The sequence below is a fragment of the Larkinella punicea genome, assembly GCF_003334855.1.
GTDB lineage: Bacteria > Bacteroidota > Bacteroidia > Cytophagales > Spirosomataceae > Larkinella > Larkinella punicea.
Genome location: NZ_QOWE01000035.1, coordinates 1 through 20,722, shown reverse-complemented (window position 1 = coordinate 20,722; position 20,722 = coordinate 1). Strand labels below are relative to the sequence as shown.

The following is a 20,722-nucleotide window of genomic DNA, read 5'->3' as shown; positions in this document are numbered from 1 at the left end:
AAAAATCGGGATGAGTCAACCCGCCCCAATCAGGACAATGTAAAAAAACTCTGAACTATTGCACTCAATTGTCCTAACTTAGCTTTCCGTGCTTTTTCATTCATTCTTTCGTTTATGACGCTTTTTTTACGCGCTTTTTGGAGTGGTCTTATCATCGTGATGGTCTTTTTGTCGACGGGTTGCCAGAAAAAACCGGCTTCCACGGAGCAGACGGCCCCCGACACGGGACCTCCGCTGTTTACGCTGCTTTCCCCGGAGCAAACCGGCATTTCGTTCGTCAACACGCTAAACGAAGGGCTGAATACCAACGTGCTGATGTACGAATATTTTTACAACGGTGGCGGGGTTGCCGTTGGTGATCTGAACGGCGACGGCCTGGAAGATATTTATTTCAGCGGCAACATGGTTCCGAACCAGTTGTACCTCAACAAAGGCAATCTCAAATTTACCGATATCACCGCCACCGCGGGCGTGGCCGGACGCGAAGGGCCCTGGCGAACGGGCGTTACGATGGCCGATGTCAACGGCGACGGGCGACTTGATCTCTTTCTATCCTATTCGGGAAGTCTGCCACCCCAAAAACGGACACCCCAACTGTTTATCAACGACGGCCCCGATGCGCAGGGCATTCCCCGTTTTTCCGATCAAACCGCCAAATGGGGGCTGGACCGACCCGGCCAAACGACCCAGGGAACGTTTTTCGACTACGACCGCGATGGCGATCTGGACCTGTTTCTGCTCAATCACAACCCCCGGCTTTTGCCCATCCTCGACCCGGATGCCACGGCGGATCTGATGAAGAAAAAAAGCCCGGAAATCGGGGTGTGCCTGCTTCGGAATACCGGAACCCGTTTCGAGGATGTAACCGAACGGGCGGGTCTGCTCAATTCGGTGCTGAGCTACGGCCTGGGGTTGGGCGTCTCCGACCTGAATGGCGACGGCTGGCCCGATCTGTATGTTTCCAACGACTACAACGTTCCTGATTTTCTGTACCTCAACAACCGGAACGGGACATTCACAAACCAGTTGCAAACCGGCATCGGCCACATTTCCCATTTCTCGATGGGAAATGATGTTGCCGACATGAACAACGACGCCCGGCCCGATATTCTGACGCTCGACATGCTGCCCGAAGACAACCGGCGGCAGAAACTCCTGATGTCGCCCGACAATTACGAAAAGTTCGATCTGGCCGTCAATTCGGGATTTTATTACCAGCACATGCGGAACATGCTGCAATTGAATATTGGTACGGATGGCAAGAGAGGAACCGGCGGCATTCCCGAATTCAGTGAAGTGGGGCAGTTGTCCGGCATTTCCAACACCGACTGGAGTTGGGCTCCCCTCCTGGCCGACTACGACAACGACGGCTGGAAGGATCTTTTTGTTACCAACGGTTATCTGCGCGACTATACCAATCAGGATTTCCTGAAATACATGGGCGATTTTCTGCTCAACCGCAAGGTCATGCGCCAGGATTTGCTGGAACTGGTCTACAAAATACCGGCTTCCGATGTGATTAATTACGCCTTTAAAAACAATGGTGACCTCACCTTCACCGACGTCAGCCGGGCGTGGGGCATGAATCTGCCCTCGAACAGCAACGGCGCGGTGTATGCCGATCTCGACAACGATGGCGACTTGGATCTGGTCATCAACAACATCAACAAACCGGCTTTTGTTTACCGGAACGAAGCCGGTAGCCAACTCAAAAACCACTACCTGAACGTAAAACTGGACGGTATCGGGGCCAACCGCTTTGGACTGGGCGCTAAAGTGACCCTGTACCGGAACGGCCGGCAGCAGTATCTGGAGCAAATGCCGTCGCGCGGCTATCAGTCGAGCGTGTCGCCCATTCTGCATTTTGGGCTGGGAAAAGAATCAACCATCGACTCGCTGCGCATTGTGTGGCCGGGCGACAAACAACAACTGCTGACCAACGTCAAAGCCGATCAGGTGCTGATGGTTTCGGAAAAGGATGCCAAAATGTCCCGGCGGTCAACGCCCTCCGCTCCCGCTATTTTTACGGAAATGAAAACGCCGGTGGTGTATCCGCATCCGAAAAATACCGTCAATGATTTCAAACGGCAGCCGCTGCTGGTCAACCCGGCGTCGTTTGTGGGGCCGTGTCTGACCAAAGCCGATGTCAACGGCGACGGGCTGGAAGACGTCTTTGTGGGTGGTGGCAGCGGCCAGGCCGGGGCGGTTTTTCTCCAGCAAGCCAACCAGCAGTTTTTACAAAAAGCCCAACCCGCGCTGGATACCGACAAAGCCAGCGATGACGCCGATGCGGTTTTCTTCGATGCCAACGGCGACGGGTTGAAGGATTTGTACGTGTGCAGCGGTGGCTACGCGAATTTCATGCCCGACGACGCCTTGTTGCAGGATCGGCTTTATATAAATGATGGTAAGGGAAACTTTACCAAAAATCCGGCGGCATTGCCCGCCATGCGCACCAGCAAAAGCTGTGTTCGGGTGGCTGACCTCAACGGCGATGGCAAACCGGATTTGTTCGTGGGCGGGCGGGTGATTCCGGGCCGCTATCCCGAAACGCCCCCGAGTTTTATGTTGATCAACGACGGTAAGGGGAAATTTACCGACCAAACGGCGAGCCTGGCTCCCGATCTCCAGCGCATTGGCATGGTGACCGATGCGGCCTGGACCGACCTCAACGGCGATAAAAAACCGGAGCTGGTGGTGGTGGGCGAGTGGATGCCGGTAACGGTTTTCGGAAACGACGGCGGAAAATTTACGGATCAGACCAAGACCTATTTTGACAAGGAATACCGGGGCTGGTGGAATAAACTGCTGGTTGATGACCTGAATGGCGACGGCAAACCGGATCTGGTGGTGGGCAATCAGGGCCTGAACACACAGTGCAAAGCCAGTGACAAAGAACCCGCCGAACTGTTTTACAAGGACTTCGACGACAACGGTTCGGTCGATCCGATTCTGTGTTTCTACATTCAGGGCAAATCGTATCCTTACGTAACCCGCGACGAATTGCTGGATCAGCTCAGCATCATGCGAACGCGCTTCCCGGATTACAAAAGCTACGCCGACGCGACGATGAAGGATATTTTCACGGAAGAAGAGTTGAAAGACGTGGATCGGCTGGAAGCCAATCACCTGAAAACCACGTATTTTGAAAGTACGGCACAGGGAAAATGGCAGGAAAAGGCGTTGCCCGTCGAGGTGCAGGTCTCCCCGGTTTTTGCGCTCACTGCCTTCGATTACGACCACGACGGCAAGAAGGACCTGCTCCTGTGCGGCAACATCAGCCGGGCGCGGTTGCGGTTCGGGAAGTACGACGCCAACTACGGTGTTCTGCTGAAAGGCAACGGAAAAGGCCAGTTTTCGTATGTACCGCAACCCCAATCCGGATTTCTGCTCAAAGGCGATGTCCGGAGCGTGCTGCCGGTTGGAAATACGGTTTTAATTGGGATTAATCAGGTTGGGATAAAAGCGTATGGATTTAAATGAGCTGTATCGCGGAGTTTAGCAGAGAAAAAAAGAGTTAAGCGAAGTTTTAATTTTCTCTGCTAAACTCCTTTTTTCTCTGCTAAACTCTGTGAAATAATCTTTTGGTTCGATGAGAAATATCTTCCTTTTTTTACTAATCCTACTTGGGAGTTGCCAGACCGAAAAAACGCCGGAACTGGGCAATCGGGAGATCACCGGCGTCGTCGCCGAGATGACCGAGGTCATGATCCACGACGTAACCAATCCGCCCCTGGCCGCCCGGTTTTTCGCCTACGCCTGTCTGGCCGGTTACGAAGTGGTTGCCCAGAACGACAAAGGCTACCGGAGCATGCACGGCGTCCTGAACGGCTATCCGGCGATGGAAAAACCGAACGTTAGCGGGTATTCCACGCACCTCAGCGCGGTGCTGGCGATGCTCAAAACCGCCCAGAAAATGCAGCCTTCGGGCAAACGGCTGGAGAAGCTGGAAAAACAGTTGCTGGATTCGTGCCGAACCGTGGGGTTTTCCGACGAGGTGATCGAGCAGTCGGCAACGTATGCGCTGGAGGTGAGCAAACAGATGCTGAAATACGCCAAAGCCGACCAGTACAACCGGATCAGCAACTACCCGCGGTATACGCCCTCCGAAAAAGCCGGAAGCTGGTATCCGACCCCGCCAGGGTATTTTGCCCCGGTCGAACCGTATTTCAATACCGTCCGGCCGTTCACGCTGGACTCGGCGGCCCAGTTTAAACCCGTACCGCCAGCGGCTTATTCCACCGATAAAACATCGCCTTTTTACCAGATGCTCCTGCAAAACCAGAAGGAAGGCGGCAACAACCTGACGGAAGAACACCGGCAGATTGCAGCCTTCTGGGACTGCAACCCGTTTGCGCTCGAAAACAACGGCCACATGATGGTGGGTCTCAAAAAAATCTCCCCCGGCGCTCACTGGCTGGGCATTACCGGGATTGCGTGTGCCAAAGCGAAAAAGAGCTTCGCCGAATCGCTGAAAATTCATACGGCCGTAGCCATCGGATTAACGGACGGTTTTATCTGTTGCTGGGACGAAAAATACCGCAGCAACCGCGTTCGTCCCGAAACCGCCATTCGCAAACTCATCGATCCCGACTGGAAACCGTTTCTGCAAACGCCCCCGTTTCCCGAATACCTGAGCGGACATTCCACCATTTCGGCGGCTTCGGAAGTGATTCTGACGCACTATTTCGGCGATCATTTTGAGTATACCGATACCGTCGAAGAGCCGTATGGCCTGAAAGCCCGCACGTTCCGATCCTTCCGCGAAGCCGCTGTCGAAGCCGGACTGTCCCGGTTCTACGGCGGTATTCACTTCATGGACGCCATTGATCAGGGCAGGGCGCAGGGACTGAAAGTGGGCGAATGGGTGGTGAAGAAACTAAACTGAATGCTCACGGAATAGCTAATTCCAGCCGAATCATCTCACTAATTTTCTCCATATGATGAAGACCGTCGCGTTTATTTTGTTTTTACTGGTCAATCTGAAGTCTTTTGGTCAGGAAAGTAAAAAACCGTCTTCACAACCCGACATGGCCATTCAGCTCGATTTCGGGAGTGCGCAGGCGGTTACGAATCTACTGGCTAAAACGAAAACGACCGATGCCGAACTGGACGAAATTGCGAAACTCTACGGCAATCAGCAATTGATCCGAAAGGTCACCAGTTACAACAAAACGGGGACAGAGGCCGCTTTTAAACAAACCTTGCGGGAGATGGTGGAAACGGGAACCGTGAAAGGCAACGACCCGTTCGAGTGGAAAGCCGTGAAAGCCAAACTTCCGGAAATCAAGACCTTAGTCCGTCAACTGGAAACGAAAGCGTCGTTCATCGAGGATGTAAAAGCGCTCATTTCGCCGTATTCACCGGCTACGCTGCCCGTAAAAGCCCGGGCCTGTTTCCTGGTCGGCGGGGGTGCGCTGGGCTTCACCATTGGTGGCGACGACACCTTCAATGTGGCTTTGCAGAAAATTGGCGATGATTACGAAGGACTGGTTTATCTGGTCGCCCATGAACTTTATCATACCATTCAGCAGGTCGGCGAACGCCATCGCACGAACGGAAAAACCGCAGCGAATCCGCCGAAGCATATTGACAATGCCTATACGCTGCTGGCCAATCTGTGGTCCGAAGGCTCCGCCACTCTGGTCGGCGATTTTACAAAAATCAAACAACCCGGCGGTTTCTCAAAAGAGCAGCAGGAACAGTATGACCGCAACGGGCAGCGTTCGCGGCAGAATTTTGCGTTGTTCGAGAGCCTGCTGTTTTCTGCTTTTCACGATTCCACCGCCAACCTCAGTGAGCTTTACAACATCGGTTTTACGGTAGCCTTCGATGAAACCAGTTATTTTATGGGGTATCGAATGGCGAAAGTGATTGAGGAATACCGGGGTAAAGACGTTCTGGCCGGGTTAATCACCAAAGACCCCATCGAATTCTGTCAAATCTACCGGGCTATTTACACCCAGTTTCCGGACAAAAACATCATCCGGTTCAGCGGCTCGACCGAAGCCATTCTGACCCGGATGGAAGCCTGGAAGGATAAACTCTAACGCCAGGCGGTTCTTATTTCTTTTTGTCGAGCCATTTCATGACTGGCGTAGCCAGTATTCCGTGGACCACAATGGAAACGAGAACCACAAATCCGACGATGGCCCAAAGCCGCCCGGCTTCCGGGAAAGGGGCTTTCTCCAATCCAAAGGCAAGGTAGAAAAAGGATCCGATGCCCCGAATCCCAAAACCGGCAATGACCCACCGTTCGCGAAGCCTGGCTCTGGCACCCACCAGCGTCAGAATACCCATCAGGGGGCGAATCACCAGCAGAAGGCCCAATCCCAGCAAGGCATCTGCCCAGGTGAGCGGGGCCAGCAGACCCTGCCCTATCGCTCCACCAAAAAACAGAAGGACGACGACAATGAAAAGTCGTTCGACCTGATCCGAAAAATCGTGCATGTGCTGGTGGTATTCGTGGGTTCGTTCGTAGCTGCGGAGGGTGACGGCGGCAATGAAGACGGCCAGAAAACCGTATCCGTGTATTAATTCGGTGGCTCCGTAGGTGGTTAGGGTTACCGCCAAAACCACAAATCCGTAGACCGATGATTTGATGCTGATTTTTTCGGGCAACCGGAAAATGAAGACAGCCAGCAATTTTCCTGAAAGCCAACCCGCCAGCAAGCCGACGCCCAGCCGATAGACCACGTCCATGCCCAGCCAATCCCAAAACCGGTCTGTCAAAGGCACCTCGGACGGCAACAGGGCCATCGCTCCGTATACGAACGGGAAGGCCAGACCATCGTTCAGACCGGCTTCGCCCGTCAGCGCAAACCGGACATTGTCTTCACCGCCCTCGCCCGGATCGCCAACCTGCACATCGCCCGCCAGCACCGGATCCGTGGGTGCCAGTGAAGCCGCCAGCAACAGAGCCGAAGCCGGGGATAATGCCACACCGTACCAGCCTGCCACCGCCATGGCACCGATGGTGAGGATCATGGCCAGCGAGACCAGCCGAAGCGGTATTCGCCAGTTTTTTAGCGAAAACCGGCGATCGATCTTGAGTCCCGTCCCCGTCAGGGCTACAATGACGCATAATTCGCTCAGGTGGGTTGTTAAAGCCGGATACTGAAGCGGATCGGCAGATGGCAAAGGAAGTGGAAAAGCGTAGACCAACAGGCCTAAACCGACCAGAACGATAGGGTATGAAAGCGGATATTCTTTGAGAAAGGAAGGCAAGAAAGCAACGGCCAGCACAGCCACGCCCAGCACAACCAGCAACAAATTAATGGAAACCATAGGTAAATGACAGATTCCCGGCACCCAACGGGCACTCAGGAGCGGATGATTGGCCGACGTTCCGGTTTAATTCGGAAACGGCAACGTTACGCTGACTTAAACCCGATCCGCTCGTTGAATGTTATCACGCCATTTTTTCTACGCTTTCCTGACTTGCATTACTGCTGGTTAAACCCCCAGATAGAGGGCGGCTAATTGATCCAGTTGTTCCTGTTGGGTGGGCTTTTGGGCTGAAGATGGTAATTCCCACGTCACCTTAATGCCCGCGGCATTCTCGACAACGTCCGCGATTCGCTGCATCATCTGGTCCAGTTCAGCAGGTTTCATATTTTTTGCGTTCGCCAGGTTAGACGTCAATTGCTCCATTACCCCTTTTTCGAGTCGTGCTGTCATGCGAATGTTTGTTTGCAGATTGCGTTTGTACGTTGCGTAAATCAGAAGATAGAAAGGTCTTTAAACCGTATAGCGTCTCCTTCACCCGGCTTTTAACAGCTTTTATCCTCCTTAGCCTTATCGACAGGGAATTTCGCCGGAAGGTTGTCAGTAAAACCAAAAAATGAGTGCATGACACCACGATGTTCTCTTGTCCCAAATTTCTGTTTTTGACCGAAACCGGAAAAAAGTCCGGTCGGTGTCAGGAACTCCGACCGGAACCATACTAACTCTAACAAAGTATGCCCACTCTCCAGGCGAAAGAATGATCACCTATCCTGTAGTAAGACGTTGAATCTGAAAAAAGTAACTGTAGAAGGGAAAATAAACTTTCGGGCTTTGGAAATAGACTGGAGTCGTCGCTGGTTTAGAAGCCAGTTTGTCGCATCGCGACTAGTTTACATGCTACCGGCTGTCATCGCCCGCGTTATTGCGTTTGCGATTGGGCAGCCGGCTGATGTGGATGTAGATGAGTCAACCGCGCTGGGTTAACGCGGTTTCACGGCTTCGGGGGCATCGTTGAAATGTTCGTATTTATTCAGCAGCTTTCCGAGGGCATAGGTAATGGGAATCATCACTTTCCTGACAAATACGGGAATTTCCAGCATGTCGTATTCGCTGGCATAGCGGGTCAGCAGATAGGCGGCATCGAAGGCTTCCGGCTGGTTCTTGCCCGATTTGGCCTGGGCCGCGAAGATGGCCGAGAGAAAGAACACAATGGTATTGGCCGGCTTGATCCAGGCCTGGCACTGAAGTATTTCGGTCCCTGCGTTCCAGAACCGGTGGGGTTCACCGCGTTTAAACACGATGGACTCGCCTTCACCGGCATACTGCTCTTTTTGCCCCTGAATCTGGTAGCCAATTTTGCCTTTCACCACCGTAAAACCCTCATCCTGCAGCCAGTGTACGTGCATGGGCGGGCCACTGCCGGGCGTCACAAAGTTTTCTCCGAAGACCCGGTCGCCGTCGGGCTCCTGGGCCACGCCCAGAAAGACCAATTTTTCGCCGTTGCCGTTCTCAATCGTGTGGGGGTAGGTAATGTTCATGGTAGTTGGTATTTGTTGTTATAAAATGTGTTCTCAATTAGCGCGACCGTTTGACCCGGAAGAAGCCTTCAATGCGGGCCGTGCCGAGGTAACCTTTGGTGTCATTGTACATCCCCGCTTTCTGCATCTCGAACTTGCCGACGATGTAGTCGCCCGTCTTGCCGAACTGGTAGAAAGTCAGCGCACCCGGACTGGGGTAAAACACAGGGGGAACTGCGTAGAAATGTTTGTAGTATACCTTGCCATTATCATCCGACAGGTGGAACAGCGGACCCGACGCATCAACCGACCAGGGCATGGTCATGCCGGCCAGCGTAGTTACCAGACTTTCTTCGGTTTCCAGCGGTGGCTGGTTTGTGTGGATATTGACGCCCCAGTTGTTGCCCTCTGCCGTAACACCGCCAGTCATTTCCAGCAACCGTAACCCCTGATTACTCAGCATATGGGCATTCGCGAGCGTATGAATCCACTTGCCGCCGTTGATGCGGAAGGTAATGCCCTCCTCGCCAATGTAAATGTTCGACACCAGCCACAACGCTTTGAAGAGCTTCCCGTCGATGGTGGTCGGGCCTTTGAGTTTAATGCTCACCGCCACGGGGTTACGGGCGGGTACGGCTGAGGGGGCCTGATACGAAGCCTTCCAGATGGCCGGCGTCAGGGTGCCTGAACCGGCCAGGTTCCAGGTGCTTACATCCACCAGTTGAGTGGGTGACTGATAGGGTGCGGGTACTTCGGTATCGGTATCGAGCGGTATGAAGGCCCGGTCGTCCAGCACGATCACTTCAAGGCCCAGATTGCCACCCGGTTTCACAAATCCTACTTCCGGTAGTAATTTGGCCCGTTGCAGCATCGCCCAATCGCTGAAGTGGGTCGTTTCAACATGAACTGTATGGGCGACGGTATCCACTTTGCCTTTAGCCGCCAGCATCCAAACACCTTTGTCGTTTTGATACGCCAGCGCCAATGCTTCGGCTACCGTGCCGGACAAGGAAGTGGGGTCATACCGGACGCTGATGGTGACCGGTTTTTTAAAGGTTTTACCATGTGGTGAAAGCCGGAAGCCGCTGCCCAACGCCTGCGGACCGGTGCTGCCGATGGGTTGAATGCCGAAAGCTTGCGAAGTTTCTACGGCTCCGGCGGGCACAGTGATGGTCAACCGTTCGTCGCTGGAGGTAAGCTGGCCACCGGCCGGGCCAATGGTCACAGTGGTTGCCGTTCCTAACGGACTGCCCACCGGATACACTTTTCCAGGGCGTTGCTGCGGTGGGTCTGCGGTATAATCCGGTACACCGGGATTTATCATCTCCTGTTCGTGTTTGCAAGACGCGATTAAGAGGGTGAGCGCAAGGCTCATGAGGACAGGAATGGTTCGGTTCATGTTGTTAATATTTGTTGTTCGGTAACAAAGATCAACACCCAACCACGACCCTGAAACGCCGGTTGGGTTCAACCGGAAAAACGGGTCTTTGAAGCGTGTTTTTTCGATTGTCAGGTTTTAGAATAGATGCTGGCGGTTTGCTGAATGGGGGCATAGAAGGCTCAACCAGACATAAAGGCCCGTTTGAATCACCTTACCGGTATTTTAAAAACCGCTTGATCAGTTGATAAACCGTTGTGCAGGATTCGGATTTGGCTGGACTGATTCCGGCTTTTTTACATTGGCCATGAATCCGCCCAGCCCGGTTTACAGCCAGTTGGATTCGAGTTTCCCTTTTGACAGTATCGAAACCGTCTAAGGCATCAAAAAAGGCTGATGTGACGGTTTTATTTCCTTTTCCATCATACGAAGCTCCTAATGGGTTGATATACCCATTAATTCGGTTGTGGTAATCAGCCCGGGGCATTGGGCCACCTTTGTGATCTTCAAAATGGAGAATGAACCAATATTCGAAGGCTTGATTGGAATAGGCTACTTTAAAACCGGCGGCTTCGGCCTGAACAATAGCGTCGTTGAAATCCTGTCTGCTATGTCATCTTTATCAAAGACGCACCACACTTCATCGTACTTCTTCTGACTCGCTAAATAGCTGGCGTGCTTGACAACATTAACCGGTTGCTTCTTCCCACCATATGATTCGACGGTAGCAGAAGAAAGTCGAAAAGAATCAAAATACGATGGTTCGGTATTCTCCCCTTCGCAAACAATCAGGATAGTGGGTTTTGTCTGCCTGTTGGGAGCCGCTCGTTTTAAACTCGGTTCGCCCCGACGCCGGGCTTTGGCCGCATCCCGGTCTTCCCGCTGCGTGACAACTTTATCCTTTCGGTTCGACATCAGCCGTTTCGGTTGCCGGGTTGAAGAGTCGGGAGAAATTGCCTAAGTACGGAATGGCACCGTATTTCTCCTCAATGTAGTTCGCTTCAAAATTCTCATTGCGACGTACTTTGAAATCAGCTAAAGCGTAAAGTGTGGCCGCGCCGTAACGATCTTTTTCGGTAAACCAGACTTGATCGCGTCGGAAATTGTCCGATTCAAGCAGATTGGTGTCGTGCGTGTTAAAAATTAATTGAGCATTCTTGGGATTCTTCGTAGCTGAATGAAAAAGTTTTACTATAGCACTAACCAGGTTGGGATGCATTTTTGCATCTAACTCGTCAACGACAAACACAGAACCATTTTCCAAAACATTCAGAATTGGCCCTGCCAACGCAAAAAACTTTTGTGTGCCTGATGATTCGGCTTCTCTCATCGAAAACATGACACTACCAACGGCTTCCTTTGCTTCGTTGTATTTGGTATGAACAGTCTGTACATCATCCGACAAAACGTCACCTCCCATTTCCCAAATGTAATCTTGAAGTTTAGGTGATAAATCAGATGGTAAATTATAGGGGTCAAATTTCGCCAATGCAATATCCCGAATACTTAAGTCGGCTGCCTCAAGTAAGTTCAGTATCTTACGTTTATCAATCAAGTTCTTTATTTGTTGTATACTAAAGGTCTCATAACCTTTCTCATCCAAGCCGGAAATAATCCGTAGGTTATCAAACCAAGCAAAAATATGATTCGCTCGTTCGTCATTAAACTGCGCAGCTACTGATAGTAATAGTGCATTCTCACGAATATTTTTACCCTTAACAAGTTGGTTTACAAGCCCACTAAAGCTACGCTTATGAAGTTCAAAGTTTTGCTTTTCACGATAGTATAACTCAACCTCTTTCGTGTTTGGACGGTAATAAAGCCATTCTGAGACGATTTCGTATCGAGTAGCCTCAAAACCGTATCGATAAAGCACGTCATTATGGATAAATGTCACTTCAAATTCTGACGGTTCGTTTTCTGATGCGGTATTCAAGCGAAAAGGTTCTACGGGAATTTCATCACCTTTTTGGCTATCTTTCGAAGACACATGAATAAAGTTGCGCATGTGTCCCAACGCTTCGATTAGCTTACTCTTACCACTGGCATTAGCCCCATACACCACTGCGCTTTTCAGAAGTCGCAGGCCAAACTTAGGCACTTCAATAACGTTCTCTTCGTTGGTTTCTTTGTCGTAATTAGAGGCAATAAGGCTCAATTCTACTCGCTCGCGAAAGACTTTGTAATTGCGAATACTGAACTTAATGAGCATAATAAACAGTGTTTTTGTCAAGTTTATGACAAAGAAACGACGTATTTTAATAATAAGTACAAAATGCACCTGTTATTAGATTTTACACTCCCCACCGTCTTACACGATGCCCCCAAAACGCATAGTACACCAGATACAAATAACACGGAAACAACACCCAATACGCGAGTTTTACCCCGTACAAATCCGCAAAATAACCGTAGAAAAGCGGCATAATGGCATTGCCGCAGAGTCCCATAATCAGGATGGCCGCGCCCAGTTTGGTAAACCGCCCCAGACCGTCCAACGCCAGCGGCCAGATGCCCGCCCAAACCAGCGAATTGGCCAGACCCAGCAACACCACAAACCAGATTGAGCGGTCGGCCTGATGCCCCAGGATCGTAACCGGGCCGCTGGTGAAAATAATGAGCAGCGTCAAAACCGCCCCCAGCAACGTGCAAAACCGGAAAGCCGTCACCTGACTGATGATTTTCGGAATGAGCGAAATACCCAGAATATACCCGCAAATCGTGGTCATCAACGTATAGGCTGGAAAGGTCTTTGCTTCCAGCAGGCTGATTCCCATGGAGTTGGCGTAACCAATCACCGTATCGATGGCAATGACCTGACTGCCCACGTGCAGAAAAATCGCCACAGCACCCAGAATGAGGTGCGGAAATTGAAAAATCGAGGTTTTTCCGGAATTGGCAGCCGCCACATCGGCGGTTTCCTGCTCCGTATCAATTTCGGGCAAGGGCGAAAACCGCACCAGCAACCCCAGCCCGATCAGCACGACGCCCATCAGCGAATACGGCACGATCACCCGCCGAACCAGCTCATCCAGTGCGGCACTCCGCTCCATGGCCGACATCGTTGGCAGTTGCGCAAACAGATCGGTGTCGGTCGCCCGCAGAACCACGGCGGCAAACAGAATCGGGGCCAGAATACCGGCACCTTTGTTGCAGATGCCCATGATGCTGATCCGCTGGGCGGCCCGTTCCTGCGGTCCCAAAACCGTGATGTAGGGATTAGCCGCCGTTTGCAAAACCGCCAGTCCGACGCCGATCATGAACAGTCCCAGCAGAAAAATCTCGTAGGTTCGGGTCAAAGCGGCCGGTACGAAGATGAATGCACCCACCGCCATAATCCAGAAACCGATCATCATGCCCTTTTTAAAACCGGTGGCTTTGAGCAGGTACGACGACGGCACCGACATCACGAAATACGAGATGTAAAACGCGAACGTGACCAGATACGACTGAAAATTGGTGAGTTCGCACGCGATTTTGAAGTACGGAATCAGGATCGCATTGACCCAGGTTACAAAACCGAATATGAAAAATAACAGGCCGATGATCAGGATCGAAATAAGCGTGTCCCGTTTGCTTAACGAACTGACCTCGACAGCCGCCAGAGTTGCTTTCATCAATGTATTGGGTGAATGGGCGATTGGGTGATTGAGTGAACCAAAAACTTTTAAACCGTTGGCTCCCAGCCGGATTGGTAGTCGCGCTGCCAGTATTTTTTCATCAGGCCTTTGTTTTTGATGTGGCCGTTGCTGGGGTCGATGTTCAGGGTTTCGCCGGACCGGAGGGCGATGTTGCCCAACTGGCAAAGCAGCGTACTCTGGTGTCCGCCTTTGATTTCGGCAGCCAAAGCCGTGCCTTTCCGAATACCGTCGAAGAAGTTCTGAATGTGAATCGCATCCAGCGCCTGCGACGGATTCATGCGGTCGCGGGCGTCGATGACGAAGTCGTTTTTAACATCCTTGACCAGCTTGCTCTGCAAGTCATACACCTTGTAGGTATTCCCGCTTTCGATGACAACGGAACCGGTTTCACCGTAAAATTCGACGCCCACACTGTTGTCTTCAACCGTCCGCCCGTTGCAACTGCGCCCTTCCCAAACCATGCTGGTGTTGTTGTCGAATTCCAGCGTAATGATCTGGGTATCGGGCGTTTCCCAGTCATCCTTGTAGCGATACCGCCCCCCGGCGGAGGAAACCCGCGTCGGGTATTCGACGCCCAGGCCCCAGCGCATCAGGTCGATCATGTGGGTGCCGTTGTTGAGTGCTTCGCCCGTTCCCCAGTGCCAGAACCAGTGCCAGTTGTAATGCAGCAGGTTGTCTTTGAACGGTCGGCGCGGAGCCGGGCCCTGCCACAAATCGTAGTTCAGCCACGACGGAACGGCGGTTTCTTTCCCGACGCCAATCGACGCCCGGTTGTTGGTATACCAGCCCTTCGCAAAATACGGACGACCGATGATGCCGCCCTTCACTTCCTGAATCGCCTTCGCCACGTTGGGCCACGACCGGCGCTGGTTGCCCATTTGGACCACCCGTTTGTACTTTTCGGTGGCCGCCATCAACAATTCACCTTCGTTCGGATTGTGGCTACACGGTTTTTCGAGGTACACGTGCTTGCCGGCTTTGCAGCCCAGAATAGCCGCCGGTGCGTGCCAGTGGTCGGGCGCGGCCACCACCAGGGCTTCCAGATCCTTGTCTTCCAGAGCTTTGCGAAAATCGGGAGCGGCTTTCGGGCGGCTTTTTTGCAGGTCTTCCACCGTCGCAATGGCCTTGTCGGAAGCCCGGGAATCAACGTCGCAGATGTACAGCACCTCGCAGTTTTTCTGCAGCGCAAAATTGCTCGCCAACGCCAGCCCCCGCGAATTGACGCCCATCACGGCCACCTTGATTCGCTCGTTGGCTCCGAGAATGCTGGCGTAACTTTTGGCACTAAAACCGGGCAGAATTCCGCCCAGCGACAACGCGGCCGTGCCCGATACGGTTTTTTTGATAAACGCCCGGCGGGTTTTGTTCAATGATTGCATCTTTGATTTTGGGTTTAGTAATTGGTAATGCCCCCGGCCCGAAACGTCGGGCCGGGGCAAAAATTACACTTTCCGCAACACACTTTCCAGCGTCACGGTGGCTCCGCCCTGCCGTTTGCTTTCTTCGGCGGCTTCCATGAAGGCAAAAATTTCCAGTGTTTCGGCGGCACTGACCGGCGGTTTTCCGGTATTGAAAAAGGTTACGATTTGCACCAAAAGGGCTTTATAGCCTTCGTAGGGACCGAGAGGTGCGATGCCTTTTTCGCCGTACGCCGTGCCGCCATACCCGGTTTTCCCGGAACGGATTCCCCTGAAAGTCCCAATCCGATCATCATTCCAAATGCCGACAACCACGTCCGCATCCTTCGTGTGTGTCCGGCTCACCTGTTTGCAACCCGGCCCCATCACCGTGAAAAGCGTTTCGACGCCGTGAATACCGTACCAGAACAAATCGGGGTGGGTTTTCTCAATGGGCGACGGACTGTAGGTGTCGGCTCCCAGCACTTTCCCGACGGTTTTTCCCTGTGCGATGTCCTGCGCGCTGGTCATATAGCGGAGCGATGAGGCCGAAAAAACCGGCACACCGGCCTTTTTAGCGGCTTCAAAAATAGCCTTTGTATCGGCCAGCGAAGCCGCAATCGGTTTATCGATAAACACCCTCTTCCCGGCCTTGAACACTTTCAGCGCCTGCTCCAGATGCAACCGGCCGTCGTTGGTTTCCAGCAACACCACATCCACCTTGCGGAGCAGTTCGTCAATGGAACCGACGATTTCAACGCCCAGTTTTTTCACTTCTTCCGTATACCCTGCCACCCGGCTGACGCTCGATTCGATGTCGTTGCTGCCCTTCGGATAAGCCGCCACGACGCGGTAGCCGTCTAGTTCAGGACCGGCGGTCGGGCTGTTGAGTTCTTTGGTGAAAGCGGTGCTGTGCGAGGTGTCCAGACCGATGATGCCGACGCGTTTTCCCTCCGCCGACGGAGCCGGTTCAGGCATCGAAAAAAGGGTGTGCGACAGGCTGAGCGAGAGTCCCGTAGTGGCTGTCACACCCAGAAATTTTCTACGGTTAAGCAATTGATTCATCCGATTCGGGCTAAAAAGGTCGTATTATTGTAAGAATAGCAATTTTATTCGTTTTATCCGTCTGCTGTTTCAAGGGTGGATCGATAAAAATACGGTTTTTTCCAGATATGGCTCATTTACCAAACCTGATCATTGATCTGGCGATCATTTTGGGAACCGCAGCCGTAACGACGCTTCTTTTCAAATGGCTTAAACAACCCCTCGTTCTGGGTTATATTCTGGCCGGAGTGCTCGTAGGGCCAAAGTTTTCATTATTCCCGACCATTTCCGACCCGGCCACCATTCGCATCTGGGCCGACATTGGCGTCATTGTGCTGCTGTTCAGCCTCGGGCTTGAGTTTAACATCAAAAAGCTCGTCAAGGTCGGCGGCACGGCTTCCATGACGGGCGTGATCGAAATTTCAGCGATGGTTCTCCTCGGCTACCTCACTGGCATGTGCCTGGGCTGGTCGACGATGGACAGCATTTTTCTGGGTGGTATTGTCTGCATTTCTTCCACCACCATCATCATTCGGGCGTTCGATGAACTGGGTATCAAAACCCAGCAGTTTGCCGGTATTGTTTTCGGTATTCTGGTCATCGAAGACATCGTGGCGGTTTTGCTCCTCGTGCTGCTTTCTACCCTGGCCGTCAGCAAGCAGTTTTTCAGTGCCGAAATGCTGGTTGCCATCATGAAACTGGCGTTTTTTCTGGTCATCTGGTTTTTGGGCGGTATATTTCTCGTTCCCTCGCTGTTGCGAAGCGGCCGAAAATTCATCACCGACGAAACCCTGCTGATCATCTCGCTGGCGCTGTGTCTGCTCATGGTAGTTTTCGCGACGAGCGTCGGTTTTTCGCCCGCTTTGGGCGCTTTCATCATGGGTTCGATTCTGGCCGGAACCATTTACGCCGAACGCATCGAACACCTGCTGACCTCCATCAAGGATCTGTTCGGGGCGGTATTTTTTGTATCGGTCGGTATGTTGATCGACCCGGCCCTTCTGGTCGAATACGCCGGGCCGATTGCGATCGTTACCGTTGTCGTTATTCTCGGCAAATCCATTTTTGTTACCCTCGGTGCGCTGGTGGTGGGTCAGCCGCTGAAACAGTCGATCCAGACCGGGATGAGTCTGGCGCAGATCGGGGAGTTTTCGTTCATCATCGCCACACTGGGCCTCAATCTGAAAGTCACCAGCGGTTTTCTGTATCCCATTGCCGTTGCGGTTTCCGCCCTAACCGCCTTCACGACGCCTTATATGATCAAGGCATCCGGCCCGATCTGCACCTGGGTGGAAAGCAAACTGAGTCCGCGAACCAAACTCTTCCTGACGGCCTACAGTTCCGGGGCGCAAACCATCGGCAGTGTCAGTGACTGGTACCAACTGCTTCGCGAACACATTCAGATCATCATCGTCAACACCGCCGTCATTCTGGGCATCATTCTGCTCGCATCCCGCTGGCTGATGCCCCTGATTGCGGAGGAAATCATCGGCAGTCCGGGAGCCGATATTCTGACCGGTTTTCTGTCCATTCTGCTGATGGCCCCGTTCTTGTGGGCGCTGGTGCTGAAACGGATCAACCGACCGGTTTATACCCGGCTCTGGACCGAACGACGCGCGTATCGGGGGCCGTTGGTGACGCTGGCCATTGCCCGTGGCATCATCGGCTTGGGGCTTGTGCTGCTGTTGCTGCAACAATTTTTCTCCGTTAGCCTGCTGCTTTTCGTCGTCGTTGTGCTGACCGGAGGCTGGCTCGTGCTGGGCAAGCGGCTTCCGTTGATTTATGAGCTGATCGAAAAGCGGTTTCTGGTCAACCTCAATTCCCGCCAGATTTACCAGGAAAACCGCATGGGGCGGAATCTGCTGCCGTGGGATGCCCACCTTTCCTATTTCGAAGTCAATGCCGAATCGCCGGGTGTCGGCTCCACCCTCGCCGAACTGGCACTTCGCGAAAAATACGGCGTCAACGTCATTTCCATTGCGCGGGGCAGCGTGACGATGCTGGTGCCGGGCCGGAACGAACGCCTGTTCCCGGGTGATAAAATTGCCGTGATCGGCACCGACAAGCAACTGGAACATTTTATCAGCCTGATCGAACCGGCCAAAAAAGAGAAGGTTGAGGCTACGCCCGCGCAGGAAATTTCGCTCCAGAAAATTGCCGTCGATGAGTCGTTTCCGTACATCGATCAAAGCATTCGAAATTCCGGGATTCGGGAAAAAACCCAGGGTCTTATCGTGGGCATCGAACGCAAGGGAACGCGCATTTTAAATCCCGATTCAACGACCTTTTTCCTCCCGGGCGATGTTATCTGGTTGGCCGGTAACACAAAACTCATCAAGGAGTTTCAGCGGGAAAACCGCTTACGGACGTTTAAATAGTATAAGAGTCTGTTTCAAAATGATGCATTGCCGCTTTCCGTTTTGCCCCCAACCCCCTAAAGGGGGCTTTCAAATCCGGATGGTTTAGCCCCCTTTAGGGGGTTGGGGGCAAAACGGAAATCAAACCTCTTCTTTTACTTTATGAAATTACTGTACAGCTACTTACGCGGTTTCTGGCCACTCCTCATTCTGGCCTTGCTATTGGCCGCGATCAACCAGATTTTTTCGCTGCTTGATCCGTATATCTTCCGAAAAATCATCGATCAGTACGTCGTCAAACCGGGTTCGGCCATCCAGCGGCTGGACTTTGTCAGCTTCCTGAGCGATGGCGCCGGTTTATTGATTTTGCAGGCACTGGGCGTTGCGATGGTGAGCCGCATCGCCAAAAACTTCCAGGATTATTACGTCAACGTCATCACGCAGCGACTCGGCGCCCGGCTGTATTCCGACGGTTTGCGCCACTCTCTCGACCTGCCTTATCAGGTGTTTGAAGACCAGCGTTCGGGCGAAACGCTGGGGAAACTCCAGAAAGTGCGGACGGATGTGGAAAAACTTATCCAGTCGTTTGTCAACGTATTGTTCACATCGGTAGTCGGAATTATCTTCGTCATGTGGTACGCCAGCACGGTGTACTGGCCCATTGCACCCGCTTATTTTCTGACCATTCCGCTGCTCGGTTTCGTCAGTTCGCTGCTGAGTAAAAAAATCAAAGTTGTCCAGAAAAACATCGTGGCCGAAACCACGGCACTGGCCGGTTCCACCACCGAAAGTCTGCGCAACATCGAACTCGTGAAAAGCCTCGGGCTGGCCCAGCAGGAAACCGAACGGCTGAATGCAACCACCGAAAAAATCCTGCGGCTCGAACTCAAAAAAGTCCGGTACGTCCGTTCGCTGTCGTTTGTACAGGGCACATTCGTGAACTTACTGCGGAACGCGATCATGCTGATGATGCTGTTTCTGGTGGTGCAGCAACGCATTACAGTGGGCGAATTTTTCTCGCTATTTATTTACTCCTTCGCTATTTTCGGGCCGTTGCAGGAGTTAGGCAACATCATTAACATTTACCGGGAAACGGAAGCGTCACTGGCTAATTTCCAGCAGATTCTCGACACGCCCCGCGACGTCAAACCGGCCCATCCGATCCCGATCAAGAAGATTCAAACACTGGCGTTCGAGGACGTCCGTTTCAAACACTTATCCGCCGACAATCCGGCCCTCGACGGCATTTCGTTCGATGTCAAACTGGGGGAAACCATCGCGTTTGTCGGGCCGTCGGGTTCGGGAAAAACCACCTTGGTCAAGCTGCTGGTGGGTCTGTATCCCCCGCTGGCAGGCCGGATTCTGTACAACGACATTCCGAGTTCGGAAGTCGATCTGGACGAATTGCGCGAACAAATCGGTTTTGTAACGCAGGATACGCAGCTTTTTGCCGGGACCATTCGCGAAAACCTGCGCTTTGTAGCCCCGAATGCCACTGACGCCGAATGCCTCACGGCGCTCCGTCAGGCGGCCGCCGATACACTTTTGAGTCGCGCTCCACAGGGGCTCGATACCGTGATTGGGGAAGGCGGGGTGAAAGTTTCCGGGGGTGAAAAACAGCGGCTGAGCATCGCCCGCGCGTTGCTGCGCCGTCCAACCCTGCTGGTTTTCGACGAGGCCACGTCGGCCCTCGATTCACTGACGGAGGAGGAAATCGGCAAAACCGTCCGCCAGCTTTCGGGATCGCGGCAGCACATCACGATTCTGATTGCCCACCGCCTGAGCACGATTCTCCACGCTGACCGGATTTTTGTACTGGAAAAAGGCCACGTTGCCGAACAGGGCCGTCATGCGGATTTACTGTTGCAGAAAGGACTGTACTACGCCATGTGGCGGCAGCAAATTGGCGAACGCAAGGAAGTGGCCGTAGTGTAATCAAACGCGAACTATGAGATTCTTGGCCGCGTAGCGGACTGATGTTTCCGGGTCGCCGGTGCGATAGCAAAAAGGCGACCCGATTCCTCCCGCGTGCCGATCATACCTTTGTTCGACACCCTCTTTGATTACCATTAACCGAATTATCTTTGGTAGTCACTCGGCTAAGCGGTGGGGGATGGATAAAAACAGCAGTGCCTTAGGTGCTTCACACCGTTACCTATGT

The 20,722-nt window shown here is 52.7% G+C and carries 14 protein-coding genes and 1 pseudogene; 6 read left to right on the top strand and 9 right to left on the bottom strand.

The window, feature by feature from the left end; all coding sequences use genetic code 11:
- The first annotated feature begins 114 nt into the window (after positions 1 to 114).
- The 3 genes from DUE52_RS30030 (at position 115) to DUE52_RS30020 (ending at position 6,050) form a co-directional block, all read left to right on the top strand.
- A complete protein-coding gene (locus DUE52_RS30030; protein ID WP_114409840.1) occupies positions 115 to 3,483 on the top strand; it encodes a VCBS repeat-containing protein in 3,369 nt (1,122 codons plus the stop codon).
- A gap of 109 nt (positions 3,484 to 3,592) precedes the next feature.
- On the top strand, positions 3,593 to 4,888 hold the full coding sequence (locus DUE52_RS30025) for a vanadium-dependent haloperoxidase (RefSeq protein ID WP_114409839.1): 1,296 nt from the start codon (positions 3,593 to 3,595) through the stop codon (positions 4,886 to 4,888).
- 52 nt (positions 4,889 to 4,940) lie between these two features.
- Entirely contained in the window at positions 4,941 to 6,050 is a 1,110-nt protein-coding gene (locus tag DUE52_RS30020) for a DUF5700 domain-containing putative Zn-dependent protease (RefSeq protein WP_114409838.1), read from the top strand.
- A gap of 13 nt (positions 6,051 to 6,063) precedes the next feature.
- Here the strand turns inward: DUE52_RS30020 and DUE52_RS30015 are convergent, their stop codons facing one another.
- Together DUE52_RS30015 and DUE52_RS30010 are read right to left on the bottom strand one after the other, a co-directional pair.
- Positions 6,064 to 7,287: a cation:proton antiporter gene (locus tag DUE52_RS30015; RefSeq protein ID WP_114409837.1), complete on the bottom strand. Its 1,224-nt coding sequence runs from the start codon at positions 7,285 to 7,287 to the stop codon at positions 6,064 to 6,066.
- A 168-nt stretch (positions 7,288 to 7,455) separates the two neighbouring features.
- Positions 7,456 to 7,680 carry a hypothetical protein gene (locus DUE52_RS30010; protein ID WP_114409836.1) on the bottom strand — a complete coding sequence of 75 codons (225 nt, stop codon included), beginning with the start codon at positions 7,678 to 7,680 and terminating at the stop codon, positions 7,456 to 7,458.
- Between the two features lie 330 nt (positions 7,681 to 8,010).
- Here DUE52_RS30010 and DUE52_RS30005 point away from each other — a divergent pair, with 330 nt between their 5' ends.
- Positions 8,011 to 8,211: a hypothetical protein gene (locus DUE52_RS30005; protein WP_114409835.1), complete on the top strand. Its 201-nt coding sequence runs from the start codon at positions 8,011 to 8,013 to the stop codon at positions 8,209 to 8,211.
- On the opposite strand, the gene DUE52_RS30000 is transcribed toward DUE52_RS30005, so the two are convergent.
- The 7 genes and pseudogenes from DUE52_RS30000 to DUE52_RS29965 all read right to left on the bottom strand — a co-directional run bounded on the left by DUE52_RS30000 (position 8,208) and on the right by DUE52_RS29965 (position 16,225).
- On the bottom strand, positions 8,208 to 8,765 hold the full coding sequence (locus tag DUE52_RS30000) for a cupin domain-containing protein (protein ID WP_114409834.1): 558 nt from the start codon (positions 8,763 to 8,765) through the stop codon (positions 8,208 to 8,210). The genes DUE52_RS30005 and DUE52_RS30000 overlap by 4 nt on opposite strands.
- A gap of 37 nt (positions 8,766 to 8,802) precedes the next feature.
- Entirely contained in the window at positions 8,803 to 10,143 is a 1,341-nt protein-coding gene (locus DUE52_RS29995; protein ID WP_165841062.1) for a hypothetical protein, read from the bottom strand.
- A gap of 193 nt (positions 10,144 to 10,336) precedes the next feature.
- Positions 10,337 to 11,037: pseudogene (locus DUE52_RS33160) on the bottom strand (RloB family protein).
- Positions 11,018 to 12,334 carry an AAA family ATPase gene (locus DUE52_RS29980; RefSeq protein WP_114409830.1) on the bottom strand — a complete coding sequence of 439 codons (1,317 nt, stop codon included), beginning with the start codon at positions 12,332 to 12,334 and terminating at the stop codon, positions 11,018 to 11,020. The pseudogene DUE52_RS33160 and the gene DUE52_RS29980 overlap by 20 nt, the downstream one beginning before the upstream one ends.
- Positions 12,335 to 12,416: 82 nt before the next feature.
- Positions 12,417 to 13,739 carry a sugar MFS transporter gene (locus DUE52_RS29975; RefSeq protein ID WP_114409829.1) on the bottom strand — a complete coding sequence of 441 codons (1,323 nt, stop codon included), beginning with the start codon at positions 13,737 to 13,739 and terminating at the stop codon, positions 12,417 to 12,419.
- A 50-nt stretch (positions 13,740 to 13,789) separates the two neighbouring features.
- The gene (locus DUE52_RS29970) at positions 13,790 to 15,142 is read right to left on the bottom strand and encodes a Gfo/Idh/MocA family protein (RefSeq protein ID WP_114409828.1); all 1,353 of its coding nucleotides are present in this window, start codon (positions 15,140 to 15,142) and stop codon (positions 13,790 to 13,792) included.
- A 63-nt stretch (positions 15,143 to 15,205) separates the two neighbouring features.
- Positions 15,206 to 16,225 carry a Gfo/Idh/MocA family protein gene (locus DUE52_RS29965; protein WP_114409827.1) on the bottom strand — a complete coding sequence of 340 codons (1,020 nt, stop codon included), beginning with the start codon at positions 16,223 to 16,225 and terminating at the stop codon, positions 15,206 to 15,208.
- Positions 16,226 to 16,332: 107 nt separating this feature from the next.
- On the opposite strand from DUE52_RS29965, the gene DUE52_RS29960 reads away from it, so the two are divergent.
- Both DUE52_RS29960 and DUE52_RS29955 read left to right on the top strand, forming a co-directional pair.
- Entirely contained in the window at positions 16,333 to 18,582 is a 2,250-nt protein-coding gene (locus DUE52_RS29960; RefSeq protein ID WP_114409826.1) for a monovalent cation:proton antiporter family protein, read from the top strand.
- Positions 18,583 to 18,723: 141 nt separating this feature from the next.
- Complete coding sequence (locus tag DUE52_RS29955) at positions 18,724 to 20,496, top strand: ABC transporter ATP-binding protein (RefSeq protein WP_114409825.1); 1,773 nt, start codon at positions 18,724 to 18,726, stop codon at positions 20,494 to 20,496.
- Positions 20,497 to 20,722 lie beyond the last annotated feature (226 nt).